At 75.2% G+C, this 19,054-nt stretch carries 14 protein-coding genes; 4 read left to right on the forward strand and 10 right to left on the reverse strand.

Annotation, left to right across the window (positions count from 1 at the left end; genetic code table 11):
• The first annotated feature begins 67 nt into the window (after positions 1-67).
• Positions 68-847: an exodeoxyribonuclease III gene (locus ABZ836_RS15375; protein ID WP_361142316.1), complete on the forward strand. Its 780-nt coding sequence runs from the start codon at positions 68-70 to the stop codon at positions 845-847.
• 60 nt (positions 848-907) lie between these two features.
• The gene (locus ABZ836_RS15380; protein WP_356137873.1) at positions 908-1,396 is read left to right on the forward strand and encodes a DUF6278 family protein; all 489 of its coding nucleotides are present in this window, start codon (positions 908-910) and stop codon (positions 1,394-1,396) included.
• Positions 1,397-1,476: 80 nt separating this feature from the next.
• Here the strand turns inward: ABZ836_RS15380 and ABZ836_RS15385 are convergent, their stop codons facing one another.
• The 7 genes from ABZ836_RS15385 to ABZ836_RS15415 form a co-directional block, all read right to left on the reverse strand.
• Complete coding sequence (locus ABZ836_RS15385) at positions 1,477-3,687, reverse strand: SWIM zinc finger family protein (RefSeq protein WP_361142319.1); 2,211 nt, start codon at positions 3,685-3,687, stop codon at positions 1,477-1,479.
• Positions 3,688-4,151: 464 nt separating this feature from the next.
• Positions 4,152-7,040, reverse strand: a complete 2,889-nt coding sequence (locus tag ABZ836_RS15390; protein ID WP_361142322.1) for a DEAD/DEAH box helicase — start codon at positions 7,038-7,040, stop codon at positions 4,152-4,154.
• Positions 7,041-7,213: 173 nt separating this feature from the next.
• Positions 7,214-7,762, reverse strand: a complete 549-nt coding sequence (locus tag ABZ836_RS15395) for a sugar kinase (protein ID WP_356137927.1) — start codon at positions 7,760-7,762, stop codon at positions 7,214-7,216.
• A 68-nt stretch (positions 7,763-7,830) separates the two neighbouring features.
• The gene (locus tag ABZ836_RS15400) at positions 7,831-9,018 is read right to left on the reverse strand and encodes an ROK family glucokinase (protein WP_361142325.1); all 1,188 of its coding nucleotides are present in this window, start codon (positions 9,016-9,018) and stop codon (positions 7,831-7,833) included.
• Positions 9,019-9,139: 121 nt separating this feature from the next.
• Positions 9,140-10,009 (reverse strand): ATP-binding cassette domain-containing protein, encoded by an 870-nt coding sequence (locus ABZ836_RS15405; RefSeq protein WP_356137880.1) that lies wholly within the window; start codon positions 10,007-10,009, stop codon positions 9,140-9,142.
• On the reverse strand, positions 10,006-11,055 hold the full coding sequence (locus ABZ836_RS15410; RefSeq protein ID WP_356137882.1) for an ABC transporter permease: 1,050 nt from the start codon (positions 11,053-11,055) through the stop codon (positions 10,006-10,008). The genes ABZ836_RS15405 and ABZ836_RS15410 overlap by 4 nt, the downstream gene beginning before the upstream one ends.
• The gene (locus ABZ836_RS15415; RefSeq protein WP_356137884.1) at positions 11,052-12,056 is read right to left on the reverse strand and encodes a sugar ABC transporter substrate-binding protein; all 1,005 of its coding nucleotides are present in this window, start codon (positions 12,054-12,056) and stop codon (positions 11,052-11,054) included. The genes ABZ836_RS15410 and ABZ836_RS15415 overlap by 4 nt, the downstream gene beginning before the upstream one ends.
• 803 nt (positions 12,057-12,859) lie before the next feature.
• Between ABZ836_RS15415 and ABZ836_RS15420 the strand changes: the two genes are divergently transcribed.
• Complete coding sequence (locus ABZ836_RS15420) at positions 12,860-13,870, forward strand: Gfo/Idh/MocA family oxidoreductase (RefSeq protein WP_356137886.1); 1,011 nt, start codon at positions 12,860-12,862, stop codon at positions 13,868-13,870.
• A 67-nt stretch (positions 13,871-13,937) separates the two neighbouring features.
• On the opposite strand, the gene ABZ836_RS15425 is transcribed toward ABZ836_RS15420, so the two are convergent.
• The 3 genes from ABZ836_RS15425 to allB form a co-directional block, all read right to left on the reverse strand.
• Positions 13,938-15,116: a cytochrome P450 gene (locus tag ABZ836_RS15425; RefSeq protein WP_361142331.1), complete on the reverse strand. Its 1,179-nt coding sequence runs from the start codon at positions 15,114-15,116 to the stop codon at positions 13,938-13,940.
• Between the two features lie 181 nt (positions 15,117-15,297).
• On the reverse strand, positions 15,298-16,413 hold the full coding sequence (alc, locus tag ABZ836_RS15430) for an allantoicase (RefSeq protein ID WP_361142334.1): 1,116 nt from the start codon (positions 16,411-16,413) through the stop codon (positions 15,298-15,300).
• 124 nt (positions 16,414-16,537) lie between these two features.
• Positions 16,538-17,896 carry an allantoinase AllB gene (gene allB, locus ABZ836_RS15435; protein ID WP_356137891.1) on the reverse strand — a complete coding sequence of 453 codons (1,359 nt, stop codon included), beginning with the start codon at positions 17,894-17,896 and terminating at the stop codon, positions 16,538-16,540.
• A gap of 140 nt (positions 17,897-18,036) precedes the next feature.
• Here allB and ABZ836_RS15440 point away from each other — a divergent pair, with 140 nt between their 5' ends.
• Positions 18,037-18,810 carry an IclR family transcriptional regulator gene (locus ABZ836_RS15440; RefSeq protein WP_361142338.1) on the forward strand — a complete coding sequence of 258 codons (774 nt, stop codon included), beginning with the start codon at positions 18,037-18,039 and terminating at the stop codon, positions 18,808-18,810.
• Positions 18,811-19,054 lie beyond the last annotated feature (244 nt).

A 19,054-nucleotide genomic window follows, 5' to 3' on the forward strand; every position in this document is an offset into this window, starting at 1 on the left:
ACGCGCCGCGCGGAGAGCGCCGGGCCGTCCGCGCGGGGCTGTCGGACCCAGCGGGTAGCGTGGAGCCATGCGCATCGCCACCTGGAACGTGAACTCGATCACCGCCCGTCTCCCGAGGCTGCTGGCCTGGCTGGAGAGCAGCGGCACGGACGTGCTGTGCCTGCAGGAGGCCAAGGTCGCCGAGGCGCAGTTCCCCTTCGAGCCGCTGCGTGAGCTGGGCTACGAGGCCGCGGTGAACGCCACGGGCCGGTGGAACGGCGTCGCCGTCCTGTCCCGGGTCGGCCTGGAGGACGTGGTGAAGGGCCTGCCGGGCGACCCCGGTTACGAGGGCGTCGAGGAGCCCCGCGCGATCTCCGCGACCTGCGGACCGGTCCGCGTCTGGTCGGTGTACGTGCCCAACGGCCGGGAGGTCGGGCACCCGCACTACGCGTACAAGCTGCAGTGGTTCGAGGCCCTGCGGGCCGCCGTGGCCGGGGACGCGGCCGGCAGCCGCCCGTTCGCGGTGATGGGCGACTACAACGTGGCCCCGACCGACGAGGACGTGCACGACGTCGCCGCCTTCGAGGGGATGACCCACGTCACCCCGGCGGAGCGGGCCGCGCTGGCCTCGCTGCGGGAGACGGGCCTGGAGGACGTGGTGCCGCGGCCCCTCAAGTACGACCGCCCGTTCACGTACTGGGACTACCGGCAGCTCTGCTTCCCCAAGAACCGGGGCATGCGCATCGACCTGGTCTTCGGCAACCAGGCGTTCGCCAAGGCGGCCAAGGACGCCTACGTGGACCGCGAGGAGCGCAAGGGCAAGGGCGCGTCCGACCACGCCCCGGTCGTGGTGGACCTCGACGTCTGACGGTTCGGCGTCCGCGCGCCCCATGGTCAGGGGGGCGGTGCCGGTGCCAGTCTGGGAGGCATGAACATCCCCTTCCTGGACTACTGGCGCAAGAGGCACGGTCCTTCCCGGGGGACGGCGGTGCTGGTGGGGGGCGCTCCGCCCTCCGCCGCGGACGGCACGGACACCGGCTCCGGCGGACCGGGGGCGTCGGCCGGTGGGGTCGCCGAGTTGCTCGCCGAGTGCGAGTTGCTGAGGGAGCACGCCGCCGCGGAGGGCGTCGTGCTGGACGACACCCCCGCGTCGCTGGAGGCGCTCGACCAACTCGCCCCGCGGTGGCGGGACGACGAGGAGACGGTCCTGCGCCTGGGCAACGACGCGGGGCTGTACTTGGGGACCGTGGTGGTGCGCACGGTGCCCGGAGCGCTGTGGGAGATCTGGCCCAACGGGCTGCCCGTGATCCGGCTGGCGTCCGGTCGGGAGATCGACGTGGTCACGGCCGGACGGGCGTGGGCGGCGGACGGGGCGCCGGAACTCTGCCATGTCTACGCGGAGGCGTCGGAGTCCTGACGGGCTCCCCTCCCGCGGCCGGGGGCCGCAAGGTCCGCGCCTGACCGGTCCGCGCCTGACCGGCCCGCGCCTGACCGGCGTCACCGTCGCGCGTCGGTGGTGTGGACCTGGGGTTCCGGGGGGAGTTCCGCCGGATCGAGGCCGGGGCCGAGGGCGCTGAGGGCGGCCACCGGATCGGCGTCGGCTGTGCCCCGCGGCCACCAGTCGTCGGCGCCGGGCTCGGACTCGTAGGCGTACCAGAGGTTGTCCTGGCCGAGGCGTATCTGGGCGTGGCCCACCGGGTGGGTGAGGCGGTTGCGCCAGGGCCGGAACGGCGCCAGGCCGGCGGCCAGCAGCAGAGGGCGGGCGCGGTCGAAGCGACCGGCCGGCGGGTCCCACGGTTCCCCTTCGAGCACCGCCAGCCCGGCCGGCCCTCCCTGCCGCCACGCGGCGACCGCGCGGGCCAGCTCCACGGGGGTGCGGCCGGCCGCCGCGGCGAGGGACGAGTAGAGGGTGCGGGTCGCCGCCGTGAGTCCGGATCCGGGACGGGCCGCCGCGATGCGCACCGCGTCCTGCCAGAGCGTCAGCCCGCCCACCGGGTCCTCGCCGGTGGTGAGCAGCGCGTGGGCGCGGACGGCGGCGTGCGTCGCCAACTGGTCCAGGGCGTACGGGTCCGGCCCGCCGGGGGCGGCGGGGTAGGCGGGCGGCTGCCCGGGGTGCTCGGGCGGCGGCAGCGGGGCCGGCAGGGGCGGGAGTCCCGAGGCCGCGCGGGCGAGGGCGTCCTTGGCGCGCAGCCCCTCCGGCACTCCCCCGTCGCGTCGGCGGGACGCGCGGGCCTCGGCGGCGGCACGCGCGGCGTGTGCGGCGTTGCGACGGGAGAGGGCGTCGAGGATCTCCCGCTCGCCCCGGCCGCGCAGCAGGAGCAGCGCGAAGGGGTCGGCGTCGAGGAGACGTGCGGTCTGGTAGCAGAGCGCGGCGGCGTGCTTGCAGGGGCGGCCGGTGTCCGGGCAGCCGCAGAACGGCAGCAGGTCGCCCCGGCGGGGCAGCAGCGGTGCGCCGACGCCTCCGTCGAGCAGCGCCTCCGGCAGCCGGCGGTCCAGCAGGGCGGCGATGTGGGCCGGGCGCTCCGCGACGGCGTCCAGGAACGCCTCCCACTCGTCGTCGTCCAGGGTGCGGACACGGACCTGGGCGCGGTAGGGACGGGGGCGGCTGCCGTGCACGTAGGCGATGGCCAGTCCGGGGGTGACGGTGATGGAGTCGACCCGGCCGCCCTCGGCGTAGCGCCGGCCACGGGCCAGCCGGGCGGGGTCCAGCGCGCGCTCCGTGAGCGCGGTCAGCCATGCCTCGCCCCACGGCGTCTCGGCGAGGGCCGCGCCCTCCTCCCGCGGGGGCAGGCGGTCGAACGTCTTGCGGTGGTCGTCGCCGGCGCCGCGCGGCCGGGTGGAGGGCGGCGCGGGCGGGTCGTGCGGGAGGGCGTCCTGCACGGGACGAGGGTCGCGGGGCGGCACGCCACGGTGGCGCGTGGTGTCGTTCAGGTCGCGCGCCGCGGTGTCGTTGGCCTCGGCCTCGTCCGGCTCGGCGTCGGCCGGGGTTGTGCTCTGGTTGATCCTGTCCGGCGCCGGCTCCGTCGCCGCCTTCCGCGCTCGCGCCGCGAGGACGGACGCCCGCGAAGCGGCGACGGCCGCGTCGTCGCCCCGGTCCGCCACGAGGGCACCCTCAGAGAGGTCTCCGGTGGGGGCCGTACCGCCGGGGGCGTGGGCCGGCTCGGCGGCGGCGCGGGCCGCGCGGAGCGCCTCGCGGGCGCGTTCCGCGGGGGACGGCTCGCCGCTCGGCGGCTTCGGCGGCTCGGTGCCCGCCCCCGGAACCGGCCCTCGGGCGAAGCCCGGTGCCGCGTCCGCGTCCTGCGGGGTGGTCCCGGTGCCCCCCTCCGGCCGGGTGCTTCCCGGTTCGGACTCCGCCACGGGTCCCCGGCGGCGGATGGCGGCGCGGGCGGCGGCGGACGGACGGGCTCCGGCCGGTCCGGCGGCCGGTTCGGCGGCCGGTTCGGCGGCCGGTTCGCGGTCCGTGGCCCCGTCGGCGGCGGAGGGGCTGGTGCTGGAGGGCGCCGGGTCGCGCTCGGCGGGCGTGGTGGGACGCGCCAGCGCGCGGGCCACGCGCAGCGCCCGCCGCGCCGCCTCGGCCGGGCTCCCGCCGCCCGTGGGCCCGCCGATGGCCCGAGGCGCGTCGGCCCCGCCCTCGGCTGCACCGTTCTGCGGCGAGTGTCCGCCGGACTCCTCCCGAGTGCCCGTACCGGGCAGCCGGGCGCCGGACACGGTGTCTCCGGCACCGTCGTCCTCCCGGCCCGCGAGCTGCGCACCGGCTTCCCCGGAGCCGCCGGATCCGGCCCCGGGCCCGTCCGCCCCTCCCCCGGCGGGCACGACGCCGCCGCGCTGCTCCAGCGGCGAACCGTCGGCGACCGGCCGCGCCTCCGCGCTCGCCGACTCCGTCGTCGCGGCGGAGTCCGACCGGTCTGGCTCGTCCGAGCCGGCCTCACCCGCACGGGCCTGGTCCCCTCCCGGGCGATGCTCGTCCGCTACCTGCGCGGCTCCCGCCGCACGCAACGCATCCGCAGCACGGACGTCCGGCACGGCGCCTTCCGGTACGCCGGCGTCACGGTCCTGGGCCCCCGGCCCGCCGGCGCCGTCCGCCGCACGCACCCCGTCCGCCACATGAGCCCCCGGCACGGCGGCTTGCGATGCGGCGGCGTCCCGTTCCGGTTCCGCGGCGTGGGGCGGGGTCATGCGGGCCTCCGGAGGGAGACGAGGTCGGTGAGTTCGCGGTCGGTGAGTTCGGTGAGGGCCGCCTCGCCGGAGCCCAGGATCGCGTCCGCGAGCGCCCGCTTCGCCTCCAGCATCTCGGCGATCCGGTCCTCCACCGTCCCCTCGGTGATCAGCCGGTGCACCTGCACCGGCTGGGTCTGCCCGATGCGGTAGGCACGGTCGGTGGCCTGTTCCTCCACCGCCGGGTTCCACCAGCGGTCGAAGTGCACGACGTGTCCGGCCCGGGTGAGGTTGAGTCCCGTTCCGGCGGCCTTGAGGGAGAGCACCAGTACGGGGGTGGCGCCGTCCTGGAAGCGGTCGACCATGCGCTCGCGCTCGGCGACGGGCGTGCCCCCGTGGAGCATCTCGGCGGGGACGGAGCGGGCGGCGAGGTGGTGCGTGATCAGGCGGGCCATGCCGACGTACTGGGTGAAGACCAGCATCGAGCCGTCCTCGGCGAGGACCGTGTCCAGGAGTTCGTCGAGCAGGGCCAGCTTCCCGGAACGGTCGGCCCGCGCCCGGTCCGGGGAGAAGCCCTCCTTGAGGTACAGCGCGGGGTGGTCGCAGATCTGCTTGAGCGCGGTCAGCAGCTTCAGGACCAGGCCGCGGCGGGCGATGCCCTGGCTGCCCTCGATGACCAGCATGGACTCGCGGACCACCGCCTCGTACAGCGAGGCCTGTTCCCTGGTGAGCGGTACCGGCCGGTCCGTCTCGGTCTTCGGCGGGAGTTCCGGCACGATGCCCGGGTCGGACTTGCGGCGCCGCAGCAGGAACGGGCGGACCAGGCGGGCCAGCCGCTCGGCGGCCTCCGGGTCCTCGCCGCCCTCGACGGCGCGGGCGTGCCGGGCGCGGAACGACTTCAGCGGGCCGAGGAGGCCCGGCGTGGTCCAGTCGAGGAGCGCCCACAGCTCGGAGAGGTTGTTCTCGACCGGGGTGCCGGTGAGGGCGACCCTGGCGGGCGTGGGGATGGTGCGCAGGGCGCGGGCGGTCGCCGAGTACGGGTTCTTGATGTGCTGCGCCTCGTCGGCGACGACCATGCCCCACTCCACCCCTGCCAGTTCCTCGGCGGCGGAGCGCATGGTGCCGTAGGTGGTGAGGACGAAGCCTCCGTCGACGTCGGCGAGGGTGCGGCCCGTGCCGTGGAAGCGGCGGACGGGCACTCCGGGGGCGAACCGCTGGACCTCGCGCTGCCAGTTGCCGAGCAGGGAGGCGGGACAGACCACCAGGGTGGGCCGCCCGGCGGGACCGCGTTCGGCGCGCCGGAGGTGGAGGGCGATCAGGGTGACGGTCTTGCCGAGGCCCATGTCGTCGGCGAGGCAGCCGCCGAGGCCCAGGGAGGTCATCAGGTCGAGCCAGGCCAGGCCCCGGAGCTGGTAGTCGCGCAGCTCGGCCCGCAGGCCGGCCGGCGGGGCCGTGGGCCGCGGCCCGGCGACCAGGCGGTCCCGGAGGGTGGCGAGGGCGCCGGACGGCACCGCCTCGACCGTCTCGCCGTCGACCTCGGCCGCGCCGGTGAGGGCGACGGCGAGGGCGTCGACGGGGTCGAGCAGCCCGAGGTCGCGCTTGCGGGCCTTGCGGACCAGTGCGGGGTCGACGACCACCCACCGGTCGCGCAGGCGCACGACGGGGCGGTGCGCCTCGGCGAGGGCGTCCATCTCGGCCTCGGTGAGCGGTTCGCCGCCGAGGGCGAGCTGCCATTCGAAGCGGAGCAGGTCCTCGCTCTCGAAGAAGCCGGTGCCGTCGGTGGCGGAGCCCGGGGCGGAGCGGACCACGGCGGTGGCGGAGAGGTCCTGGGCGAGGTCGCGCGGCCAGTGGACGGTGACCCCGGCGGCGGCCAGCCGGGTGGCGGCGGCGCCGAGCAGATCGGCGACCTCCTCCTCGCCGAGTGCCATCACGTCGGGCACGTCCTGTTCGGCGAGGCGTTCCAGCGGTGGCCAGACGCGGGCGGCGCGGCGGACGGCCAGGGCGGCGTCGATCCGGGCGCGGGGGCCGAACGCGTCGGGGGCCTGTCCGGCCCAGAGGGCGGCGGCGTCGACCATCAGCGTGGGGTCGGCGAGGCTGTGCACCTGGACGACGGCCGCCCCCGCCCGGCGGGTCACGGCGCCGACGGCGCCGCCGGTCCCGGCCGGGGCGGTGGCGCCGGTCCCGGCCGGGGCGGTGGCGCCGTCGCGAGCGTCTTCGCTGTCGAAGAGGCTGAACGCGGACAGGTCGAGGCGGAGCGAGATCCGCACGCCGGCGTCCATCCCGGAGGCGACCTCGGCGGCCCACTCGTGGGCGCCGGGCAGGCGCTGGGCCTCGGGCGCGGCGAAGGGTCCGCCGACGGCGTAGGGGGCGGCGGGGGTCCGCGGCAGGGCGTCGGCCACGGCGTCCAGGAAGGCGCGGACCAGGGACTCCGGGCCGGGCAGCCGCAGCGGGGCGGGGCCGGGCAGCGGCACGGCGTGGCCCTCCGGGGGCAGGGCGGCGGCGACCGCGCGCAGGTGCGCGGCGTCCTCCGGTTCCAGCGGGCCGGCCCGCCAGGCGTCGTACCCCTCGGAGGTGAGGCCGGGGAGCAGGCGGCCGCGGGCGACCAGCCGGAGCGCGTGGAGCGCGGCGGCGCCCCAGCAGGCGGTGGCCGGGTGGGCGGCGGGGTCGTGCCGGGCGCGGACCAGCAGGGGCAGGGCGGCCACGACCGGCAGGACCACCGCGGGGACGGTACGGCGGCGGGCGCCCTGGCCGTGGGCCCGGACCACGGTGAGCTCGGTGGTGGCGGAGCTCACCGGAAGCGGGTGTCCGGCCGGGTCCCAGAAGGCGACGCGGCCCTCGCGGGGAAGGTCGGCGGGGAGGAACACGGCGGCCAGGCGTGCCGGCGCGGTGCTGCCGGTGTCGTGCATGCGCCTGTCCTCCTCGTCCTCGCTCGACCTCGCTCGTCGGTGCCGACTGTTTTCGACTCTACGTTCGGCATCCGACAACCGGAGCGCGCCGGGCCTCCCCCGGACGGACGGAGGGCCGTCCACGGCCCCGGAACGGGAGGCGAACGGCCCTCTGCTGCCGGCGTCGTCGCAGGTCAGGGAGTTGTCCGAGAGACCACGTACACCATCGGGTTAGCCGGGTCCGACATGTTGACGACCACGTTCTGGGTGGGCAGCGGGTTCTCCTGGGTGTGGGTGAGCCCGTACCAGGGGCCGGGCCCGCGGAACTCCCACCCGGCGGTGTGCCGGTCGCGCTCGCCGATCGCGATCTCGTCCTTCCTCAGGTCGTCCCGGGTGACGCCCATGGAGCGCAGGAAGGTGTCCAGGCCCGCCTCGGTGGTGAGGAACTGGACGTGCAGCCGGCTGGTGCGCCAGTTGTTGGTCTCGTACTGGGCGACCAGCTCCGCCGGGTGCGGGATGGGCACCTGGTAGATGCGGCGCTGCACCTTGGAGGGCCAGCCCCAGGTGAGGCCGGTGGCGGAGTAGCGCGCTTCCTTGTCCTTGCCGCTGTCCCGGCTCTGGGCGCCGGAGATCACCAGGTAGCCGGCCGGGATGCCGATGAGCAGCACGATGGTCAGCAGGGTCAGCGCACGGCGCCGGATCACCCGGCGCCGGGCCTCCCGGTCGTCGCCGGCCAGCAGCAGCGGGTCCTGGTGGGCGTCCTTGCGGGACTGCTCGCCGTTCCCGCCGGGCCGATGGGGTCGGACGTCGGTCACAGGCCGTCCCCGGGGGTGCGGGCGGCGGCGTCCGGGACGCGCTCGAAGCGTTCGTACCGCTCGGTGCGGCGGCGCTTCGCGCGGCGGAAACGCCGGGCGACCAGGCGGGACAGGTCGGCGGCGCCCACCATGCCGGCCTCCGGGCCGAGCTGGGCGCGCGCGATGCGGGCCTCGGGGCGGTAGCCGCGGCCGGTGAGGTGCCGCCGGAAGGCGTCCCGGGCGGGGCCGATCAGCAGGTCGTCGGCGGCCGAGACGCCACCGCCGATCACGAAGCAGGAGGGGTCCAGGGCGGCCGCCAGGTTGGCGATGCCGACGCCCAGCCACTGGCCGATGTCCTGGAGCAGCTCGACGCACATGGCGTCGCCCTCGCGGGCCAGCTCGGTGATCATCGGCCCGGTGATGGCGGAGATGTCGCCCTTGACGTGCTCGATGATCCCGAACGCGACCGGCGAGTCCGCCGCGGCCAGCTCACGTGCCTCGCGCACCAGGGCGTTGCCGGAGCTGTACTGCTCCCAGCAGCCGCGGTTGCCGCAGGGGCAGCGGTGGCCGCCGGGAACGACCTGCATGTGGCCGAACTCCCCGGCCACCCCGAACTTGCCCCGCTTGACCCGGCCCTCCTCGAGGATGGCGCCGCCGATGCCGGTGCCGAGCGTGATCATGACGAGGTGGTCCTCGCCCTTGCCGGCGCCGAACCGCCACTCGGCCCAGGCGGCCGCGTTGGCGTCGTTGTCGACCAGCACGGGCACCGCGAGGCGCTCTGCCAGCCGGTCGCGCAGCGGTTCGTTGCGCCAGGACAGGTGCGGGGCGAACAGGACCCGGTTCATGTCGGCGTCGATCCAGCCGGCCGCGCCGATGCCGACGGCGTGCACGTCGTGCCGGTCGGAGAGGTCCAGCACCAGTTCGGCGATGGTGTCCTCGACGACCTTCGGGCTCTTGGACTTGTCCGGGGTCTCGGCCCGGAGCTTCTCCAGGATGTTGCCGTCGGCGTCGACGACGCCGGCCATGACCTTGGTACCGCCGATGTCGATGCCGACCGTGGGCACGCGGGGCGCCGACAGGTGCGAACGGCGCTCCCGGGAACCCACCGTTCTCAGGACGGGGGCACGGCGCGAGCCGATCGGGGCTCCGGCCGTCCTGGCCGGGTTCAGCGCCCGGGGCAGTGCGAGGTCGCGGTAGGTGCTCATCGCGCCGATTCTGCCTCAATCCGGTGAGCCGCCGCATGGCGGCGTCCCACCAGGTCCGTCCGTGCCGCCCGGCCCGGGCGTCCCGCGGCCCGGGCCGGCGCCGTGCCCGCCGTCGTCGCGCTCACGACCGCGGCCGCTCCTCGTCCGCCTCGGCGGCCCCCGGAGGAGCGGCCGGTTCCGCACGCTCCAACTCGTGGCGCAGGTCGTCGAGCTCGTCCCCACCGGCCATCTGCCGGGTCAGCTCGTCGAGGGTGATGTCGTCGCGGGTGTGGTGGCCCGCCATGGTGCCCCGCTTGAGGAGGACGAACCGGTCGCCGACCAGGTAGGCGTGGTGCGGGTTGTGGGTGATGAACACAACAGCCAGTCCTGCGTCACGGGCGGCGGCCACGTATTTGAGGACCACACCCGACTGCTTGACGCCCAGGGCGGCGGTCGGCTCGTCGAGGACCAGCACCTTGGCGCCGAAGTACACGGCCCGGGCGATGGCCACGCACTGGCGCTCGCCGCCGGAGAGCGTCCCGATGGGCTGGTCCACGTCGCGCAGGTCGATGCCCATGCGCAGCAGTTCGGCGTGGGTGGTGCGGCGCATGAGGTCGACGTCCATGCGCCGGAACGGGCCGCGGCCCGTGGTGGGCTCCGAGCCGAGGAAGAAGTTCCGCCAGACCGGCATCAGCGGGACGACCGCCAGGTCCTGGTAGACGGTGGCGATCCCGCGGTCCAGCGCCTGGCGCGGGCCGGCCAGGGCGGTCTCCTCGCCGTCGATGCGGAAGGTGCCCGCGTCATGGCCGTGCAGCCCGGAGATGATCTTGATCAGGGTGGACTTGCCCGCGCCGTTGTCGCCCAGCACGCAGGTGATCTCGCCCGCGTGGGCCACGAGGGAGACGCCCTCCAGGGCGCGGACGTTGCCGTAGTACTTGCTGACCCGCTCCAGCTCGACCAGCGGGGCGGCCCCGGAGGTCTGCTCGGCGGTCGGTTCGGTCGCCGTGGTCACGTGGTCGCCTCCGCGCGCTTGCGGACCCAGTGGTTGAGCAGGGTCGCCAGGAGCAGCATCGCTCCGAGGAAGAACTTGAACCAGTCGGGGTCCCACTCGGCGAAGACGATGCCCTTGCTGGTCATGCCGAAGATGAGCGCGCCGACCGCCGAGCCGACGGCGGAGCCGTAGCCGCCGGTGATCAGGCAGCCGCCGATGACCGCCGCGATGATGTAGATCAGCTCGTTGCCGACGCCTTCGCCGGACTGGACGACGTCGTAGCTGAAGAGCAGGTGCTGGCCGGAGATCCAGGCGGCCAGGCCCACGCCCATGTAGAGGCCGATCTTGGTGGCCCGCACCGGCACGCCCACCGCCCGGGCCGCCGTCTCGTTGCCGCCGACGGCGAAGATCCAGTTGCCCACGCGGGTGCGCAGCAGGATCCAGGAGGCCACGGCGATCAGCAGCAGCCACCAGAGGATGGTGATCTTGAAGTCGATTCCGCCGATGGTGAAGGTGGAGGCGAAGACGGCCTTGGCCTGGTCGAAGCCGTCCATGTCGGCGACCGTCCTGGTGGAGACGGTGCCGCTGATCAGCTTGGTGAAGCCCAGGTTCATGCCGATGAGCATCAGGTAGGTGCCCAGCGTGATGATGAAGCTGGGCAGCTTGGTGCGGGTGAGCATGAACCCGTTGAAGGCTCCGACGCCCAGCGTGACCAGCAGCGAGACGCCGACGCCGACCCAGACGTTGGCCGTCATCTGGTAGCTGAACATCGACGAGATCAGCGCGGACGTGGTGACCAGCACGCCGGCGGAGAGGTCGAACTCGCCGCCGATCATGAGGAGCGCGACGGGGACGGCCATGATGCCGATGGTGGACGCGGCGTACAGGACGGTGCTCAGGCTCGAGCCGCGCAGGAAGCTCTCGGCGACGACGGCGAAGAAGACGAAGACGGCGACCGCGCCGACCACCGCTCCCAGCTCGGGTCTGCCGAGCAGCCGTCGCAGCGGCGAGGTGCGCAGCAGCCGTTCGTCCGCCGTGGCGGCCGCGGCCGGGGCGGTGGTGCTCATCGGGTGCCCCGTTCCGCGTACTCGGCCAGCTCGCCGGCCTGTTCCTCGGTGACGATCTGCGGGCCGGTCAGCACGGGCTGACCGCCGCCGAGCACGTCGGCGTTGTACTTGTACAGCCACAGCAGGTCCACGGCCTGGTAGCCCTGCAGGTAGGGCTGCTGGTCGACGGCGAAGCCGAGGGTGCCGTCCGCGAGGCCGGCGGCCACCTTGGCGTTGAGGTCGAAGGTGTCGATCTCGGCCTCGCTGCCGGTCTCCTCCTTGGCCTTCGCCGCGGTGTCCGCGAAGGGGGCGCCCAGGGTGACGACCGCGTCGACCTTCTTGTCGGTCTGCAGCTTGGCCCCGATGGACGCCTGCACGTCGGGCATGTTGGTGCCCTCGACGTACAGGTTCTCGACCGTACCGTCGAAGGTCTCCTTGATGCCGTCGCAGCGCTGCTCGTGGCCGACGTTGCCCTGCTCGTGCAGGATGCAGAGCGCCTTCTTCTTCCCGCGGGCGTTGAGCTCCTCGCCGACGGCCCGGCCGGCCACGGTCTCGTCCTGGCCGATGTGGGTGAGGGCGCCGAAGTCCTTGGAGACGTCCGAGCCGGAGTTCACCGTGATCACCGGGATGCCGGCCTTCACGGCGCGGGCCACGGCGGCCTTCATCGCCTCGGGCTTGGCCAGCGTGACGATGATGCCGTCGACCTTCTTGTCCACGGCGGCGTCCACCAGCTGGGCCTGCTGCTGCGCCTCGGCGTCGTGGGAGTAGAGGAAGTTGATGTTGTCCTTGGCGGCGGCCTGCTCGGCGCCGTTCTGGACGATGTCCCAGAAGGTGTCGCCGTCACCGGAGTGGGTGATCATGGCGAAGGTCCAGCGGGGGGTGTTCACCGCCGCCTTCCCCTGGGCGTCCGAGGCCTTCCGGGCGTCCTCGGCGCGCTTGCCGCCGGTGCTGCTGCAGCCCGCGACCGAGACGCAGAGCGCCCCCGCCACCGCGATGCCCACCCAGGTCCGAAACCGTCCCACGAGGCGTGACCTACTTCCTTCTCGGCTTCCGCGGATCCTTTCCGCGCTTCCCGGCTCGGGGGTGACGGCCACCGGCCATCACCCCCGAACGCAGCATTATCGAACATCCGGGGGGCGGGAAGGTCGGCGGGGTGACGCGTTGCGGCGACGGCGGACGAGGATGCGAGATGCGTCACTCCGCCCGCGCGACGACCCGGCACGCGCGCTCCACGCCGCCCCGCGCGGGGCCGGCGGCCCCGGCACGGGCCGCGTGGGGGACCCCGCCGCCCCCGCGCGGCCGGCGGAACGGACCGGTGCCTCGGGGCCCGTCGGACGGCGACCGGCGGGCCACCCACCGGCTCGCCGGCCCGCCCTGGGGTTCCCCGGCGGCGGTAGGTGCGGCGGCGGCGGGCGCCGCCACCCGCGGGGCAGAACGCAAGCGGCCGGGCGGCGAGCCCGGCCGGGGCAGGGCTCGCGGGGTCGGAGGGGCGGCCGGCGGGATCGGCACGGAGCGTCGGGCGGGGACCGGAGGCCTCCGTCCCGCCCGGCGGTGCTCGGCAGGGGCCCGGCGGCGATCCGGTGGCGGGTGCGTGCGGGACTGTCGCGTTCCCTGGGGCGACAGCGGGAGCAGGGCGGTGTCCCGGAGGAGTGCCGTCCTGCGGTACGCGGGTGCCGGTCGGCGGCGGGAAGGGGGTCCGCGCCAACGCGTCGCGCCCGCCGTCGGGGGCGGGGGACGCACCCGGTCGGGGGAAGTGGAACCGTATGTCCGGTCAAACGGACATGCGCTTTGACATCGCGTCAAGCGGGGACCATTTTGTGTCCTCATGCGCATCGGAGTCATCGGTACGGGACGGATCGGGGCCCTGCACGCCCATGTCCTCAGCCGTCACAGTGAGGTGGGGTCCCTCGTCGTCACCGACACGGACCAGGGCCGGGCCCACGAGATCGGCCAGCGGCTGGGGGCGACGGTGGCGCCCGGTGTGAACGAGGTCTTCAACTGGGGCGTCGACGCGGTGGTGATCACGGCGGCGACCTCGGCGCACTCCGACCTGATCCGGCGCGCGGCCCGTTACGGTCTGCCGGCGTTCTGCGAGAAGCCGATAGCGCTGGACCTGCGGTCCACGCTGGAGGCGATCGCCGACGTGGAGGCGGCGGGCACGGTGCTGCAGATGGGCTTCCAGCGACGGTTCGACGCCGCCCACGTGGCCGCCCAGGAGGCGGTGTGGAGCGGCCGGCTGGGCCGGCTGCACACCGTGAGGGCGCTGTCGTCGGAGCCCGCGCCGCCGCCCGCCGAGCATCTGGCGCTGTCCGGCGGCCTCTACCGGGACGTGCTGATCCACGACTTCGACACGCTGCGCTGGGTCACCGGCAGGGAGGTGGCCGAGGTGTACGCCGCCGGGTCGGCCGCGGGTCCCGAGATGTTCCGGGCCGCCGGGGAGGTCGACACGGGTGCCGTGCTGATCACCCTGGAGGACGGCACGCTCGCCACCGTGACCGGGACCCGGCTCAACGGTTCGGGCTACGACCAGCGGATGGAGCTGGCCGGGGAGCTCGACCAGATGGTGGTGGGGCTGGACGAGCGGACGCCGTTCTTCTCCGCGGGGCCGGGCGGGCCGGTCGCCGCCGAGAAGCCGTGGTCGGGGTTCCTCGAGCGGTTCGCCCCCGCGTACCAGGCCGAGCTGTACACCTTCCTGGACGTGGTCCGGGGCGCGCGGCCCAACCCGTGCGACGGCCGGCAGGCGCTGGAGGCGCTCCGGATCGCGGAGGCGTGCGAGCTGTCCCGCCGCGAGCACCGGCCCGTGCACATGGGCGAGATCCCCCAGAGCCTGTACTGACCGCCCGGCCGGGCGACGTGCCCGGCGACAGGCCGGGCACCCGGCGGACCACCGCGGCTCCGCCGGGTCACCACCGCACGGGCAGGCTGCGCAGGCCGCGGACGAGCACGCCGGGCAGCCACTCGCCGGGCGGGCCGTCGAGGGCGAGCCCGGGGGCCCGCCGCAGCAGGGAGCCGATCGCGATCCGCGCCTCCGCCCGTGCCAGCGGCGCGCCCAGGCAGAAGTGGATGCCGTGCCCGAAGGCCAGGTGGCCCGTGCTCCGGCGGCGTATGTCGAAGCGGTGCGGGTCGGCGTGCCGTGCGGGGTCGCGGTTGGCCGCCGTGAGGCCGATCATCACCTGCTCGCCGCGCTCGACCCGTACGCCGCCGAGCTCCAGCGGCTCGGCGGCGAACCGGAAGGTCGCCGTCTCCACCGGGCCCTCGAAGCGGAGCGTCTCCTCCACGGCGCCGTCCAGCAGCGACATGTCGGCGCGGAGCAGCGCCAGTTGGCCGGGGTGCGTGAGCAGGGCGTGGACCGCGCCGGTGATCAGGTTCACCGTGGTCTCGTGGCCGGCCAGCAGCAACAGGAAGGACATGCCGACGAGTTCGCGCTGCGTGAGGCGGTCCTCGTCCCCGGCGGCCGGGTGGACGAGCCGGCTCAGCAGGTCGTCGCCCGGTCCGGCGCACCGCTTGTCCTCCACGAGCTCGGTGAGGTACTCGGTGAACGCCGCGGCGGCCTTCAGCCCGTCGGCGCCGGTGGCGGGGGCGACGGCGTCGGTGGAGATGGCCCGGAACTTCGCGCGGTGCTCCTCGGGCACGCCGAGCAGTTCGCAGATCACCGCCATGGGCAGCGGGTAGGAGAGCGACTCGACCAGGTCGGCGCGGCCGGCGGGCAGCATCCGGTCGAGCAGCCCGTCGGTGATGTCCTGGATCCTCGGCCGCAGCGCCTCCACCCGGCGGGGCGTGAACGCCTTGGAGACCAGGTGCCGGAGCCGGGTGTGGTCGGGCGGGTCGGCGAAGAGCAGGTGCTTGCCGATGGGGTCCGCCTCGAAGCCGCCGCCCAGTTTCTCCGGGTCCTTGGCCAGGCGCGGGTCGCCGAGCGCGGCGCGCGCCTCCTGGTGGCCGACCACCAGCCAGGTCTCGTACGCGTCGGGCGGGGGCAGCAGCACCCGGTGCACCGGCCCTTCACGCCTCAGCGCGGCGTAGACCGGGTGCGGATCGGCGCGGAAGCCGTCGCCGTACCGCCGTAGGTCCACCACGTCGGCCATGGGATCCCCCTGTCCGCTCCCTGCGGGACGCCCTGTCCCCCACTCCCGCAACGGGCGGGACGCCCGGCGGGTTCCGGCACCGGCGTGTCGCGGCGGCCGGTCCCGCCCACCGCGGCGAGGCCCGGCGCGGCGGGCACTGCGCGGCGGGGGCCCGGCGCGGCGGGGGCCCGGTGGGGCGCGGTCAGCCGCCCAGTTCGCGCAGCCGGACGGTGAGGGCCTTGAGGCCCGCCGGGGTCAGGGCTCCGTGCAGGCGCAGCCGGGAGACGCCTCCGTCGGGGTACACGTCGAGCCGGGCGTGGGTGCCGGTGGCGGGCTCGGGCAGCACGAACCGGTGGTTGGTGTCCGGCTGCAGCCGGGTGCGGGGGACGACCTCGGTCCACGCGCCCGTGCCGCCGTCCCTGAGCGACACCGACGCCCAGCCCGCGCTGTTGCCCTTGAGGCAGGCGGTGTCGATCTCGACGGCCCGGACGGAGGCCTGGGCGGCGAGCCGGTAGGTGATCCAGTCGTGGCCGCGGTCGCGTCGCCGCCTGGTCTCCCAGCCCTCGTCCATGCGGGCCGACCGGCCGGGCAGGATCGTGTGCGAGGCCGGGGAGTAGAAGCGGTCCGAGGCGTCCTCCACCGTGCCGCCGTGGGCGAGGGCCACGACGTCCAGGACGCCCAGGGCCGCCGCCCACGCGGGGTCGGGCACGACCTCGCCGTGGACCCGGAGCCGGGCGATGCCCCCGTCCGGGTACTGGCGGACCCTCAGGTGGGTGAGGCGGCGTTCCGCCGTCACCTCGAAGCCGTTGGCCGCGTGTCCGCCGACCGGGGTGCGCGGCACCAGCGGCGTCCACTTCACGTCGTCGGCGAGCAGTTCCTCCGGTGACGGCGTGCCCGGGACGGCGGCGCCCTCGACGGAGACCGCCTGGGGGTGGTTGCCGCGGAAGTGGGCGGTGTCGACCACGATGCCGCGCACCACGCCGGGGGCTCCGAGGCGGACGAGCGCCCAGTCGTGGTCGTCGTCGGCCGGCCACGGGTCGGCCTCCGAGGCTCCGCGCCTGCGGCGGGTCTCCCAGCCGTCCATCACCTTGCCCTTGTGGCCGAAGGTCTCCGGCTCGAAGACGGCCGGTCCGGGGAGCAGCAGGTTCTCCCGCGGGGCGAAGAACTCGTCGTTGGCGGCGATCACCGCTCCGCCGAGCCGGCGGTCGGCGAGGTCGGGCAGGGCGGCGAAGGGGAACGCGGCCGTGCGGTGGTCGGCGTACGGGTCGCCGCCTCGGTAGGGCTGGGCGGGGCCGGTGAAGCGGGGGATCGCCGTCACGGGTGGAGGTCCTGCCTTTCGGGGTGGGGCCGGCGTTCCGGGCTGGTCGGCGGGGTGCCGGCGTTCCGGACTGGTCGGCGGGTCCGTCGGTCCGGTCGGCGACCGGGAGGGTCGGCCGAGGGGATCAGCGGTGCAGCAGGCGGCCGGACGGTTCGGTGAACCCGCCGTCCAGGTAGATCCTCCGCCCGCGCAGCCAGGTGGCGCGGACGACGCCCTGGAGGGTGCGGCCCGCGTAGGCGGTGACGGGGTTGCGGTGGTGGAGTCCGGCGGGGTCGACGGTGAACGAGGCGTCCGGGTCGAAGACCACCAGGTCGGCGTCGCGGCCGGGGGCGACGGCGCCCTTCCGGTCCAGCCCGGCGAGGGCGGCGGTGCCCTCGGCCATCCAGCGCACGACGTCCCGCAGGCCGTGTCCGCGGCGGCGGGCCTCGGTCCAGACGGCGGGCAGGCTGAGCTGGAGTCCGGCGATGCCGCCCCAGGCGGTGGCGAAGTCCTTGGTCTTGAGGTCGGCCGTGGACGGGGAGTGGTCGGTGACGACGCAGTCGATCACACCGTCGGCGAGCCCCTTCCAGAGCAGGTCCTGGTTGGCGGCCTCACGGATGGGCGGGCAGCACTTGAACTCGCTCGCGCCGTCCGGGACTTCCTCGGCGGTCAGGGTGAGGTAGTGCGGGCAGGTCTCGACGGTGACGCGCACCCCGTCGGCCCGTGCCCGCGCGATCAGGGGGAGCGCGTCGCAGGAGGAGAGGTGCAGGATGTGCACCCGCGTGCCGTGCTCCCGTGCCAGGCCCAGGACCAGGGCGATCGCGCCGTCCTCGGCGTGCCGGGGCCGTGAGGCGAGGAAGTCGGCGTACCGGGGGCCGCCGCGCTGCGGGGCCTCGGCGAGGCGGTGGGGGTCCTCGGCGTGCACGATCAGCAGCCCGTCGAACGCCGCGATCTCCGCCATGGCGCGGGCCAGTTGCCGCCCGTCCAGTTCGGGGAACTCCTCGACGCCGGAGGGCGACAGGAAGGCCTTGAACCCGAAGACGCCGGCCTCGTGGAGCGGGCGGAGCCGTCCGCCGTTGTCCGGGACGGCGCCGCCCCAGAATCCGACGTCCACGTGGACCCGGCCGCGTGCCGCGGTGCGCTTGACCTCGAGGTGGTCCGTGGTGGTGGTCGGCGGAAGGGAGTTGAGGGGCATGTCGACCAGGGTGGTGATCCCGCCGGCCGCCGCGGCGCGGGTGGCGGACCGGAAGCCCTCCCAGTGCTCCCTGCCGGGGTCGTTGACGTGGACGTGGGTGTCGACCAGGCCGGGCAGCACCACCAGGTCCCCGACGTCCTCGAGTCCGGCCCCGGCCGGGACCGGGGCGTCGTGGTCGAGGACCGCGTCGATGACGCCCGCGGTGACGACGACGGACGCGGGGCGGATGCCGCCGGGTGTGACCACGCGGGTGGAACGCACCACCCATGTCCCGCCGTGATCCGGCAGTTCGGCCTCGGGCACGAGCACGGCCCTCCTCTGGCTTCAACGATTTGTTGAAGGATTCCCCCCTGGCATTCCCGCGTCAAGAGCGACCTGGCCGGACGCCCGTTCGGTCGGCTGGGGCTACGCTTCCCCCGTTCCAGCCCCAGGCCGAAAGGACCACGCCCGTGCCGACGCCCAGCTCCCCGAGTGGATCGGTCCAGTCCCTCGAGCGCGCCTTCGACCTGCTCGAGCGGATGGCGGACGCGGGCGGCGAGGCGGGCCTGAGCGAACTGGCGGCGGACAGCGGGCTGCCGCTGCCGACCATCCACCGGCTGATGCGCACGCTGGTGACGTGCGGGTACGTCCGTCAGCAGCCGAGCCGCCGCTACGCGCTCGGACCCCGGCTGATCCGGCTGGGCGAGTCGGCCTCGCGGCTGCTGGGGTCGTGGGCGCGGCCGTACCTGGCCCGGCTGGTCGACGAGACCGGCGAGACCGCCAACATGGCGCTGCTGGACGGCGACGAGGCGGTGTACGTGGCACAGGTGCCGTCCCGGCACTCGATGCGGATGTTCACGGAGGTGGGGCGTCGGGTGCTCCCGCACTCCACCGGCGTGGGCAAGGCGCTGCTGGCGGACTCCTCGCCGGAGGAGGTGCGCGCGTTGCTGGCGCGGACCGGGATGCCCGCGGCCACGGACCGGACCATCACGACGCCGGACGCGTTCCTGGCGGCCCTGGAGGAGGTCCGGCGGAACGGGTACGCGGTGGACGACAACGAGCAGGAGCTGGGCGTGCGGTGCCTGGCCGTGGTGGTGCCGGGGTCGCCGACCCGGGCGGCGCTGTCGGTCTCGGGGCCCGCGGGCCGGGTCACCGACGAGGCGACGGCACGGATCGTGCCGATGCTGCGGGCGGTCGCGGCGGAACTCGGCGAAACGCTCCAGGGCCACGCCCCCACGCCCTGACGCCCTGACGCCCGCCACGCTTCCACGGACCCTTCGCAGGCCTTGACGTGCCGTCGCACGCGCCCGCTCCCCGGCGTGAGCCGCCCGCTCCCCGCGCCCCCACGGCGCACGGTGACGCCCGCGTGCTCCGGTGTGCCAGCAGGCGGCCTGGCGACCGGTGACCGGCGACCGCTGATCGGCGACCGGCAGTAACTGCCGGGCGGCCGGTGACTGTCGGGCAACCCCGGGCGCACGCTGCGGGACA

Source organism: Streptomyces sp. NPDC047130 (assembly GCF_040643475.1).
GTDB lineage: Bacteria > Actinomycetota > Actinomycetes > Streptomycetales > Streptomycetaceae > Streptomyces.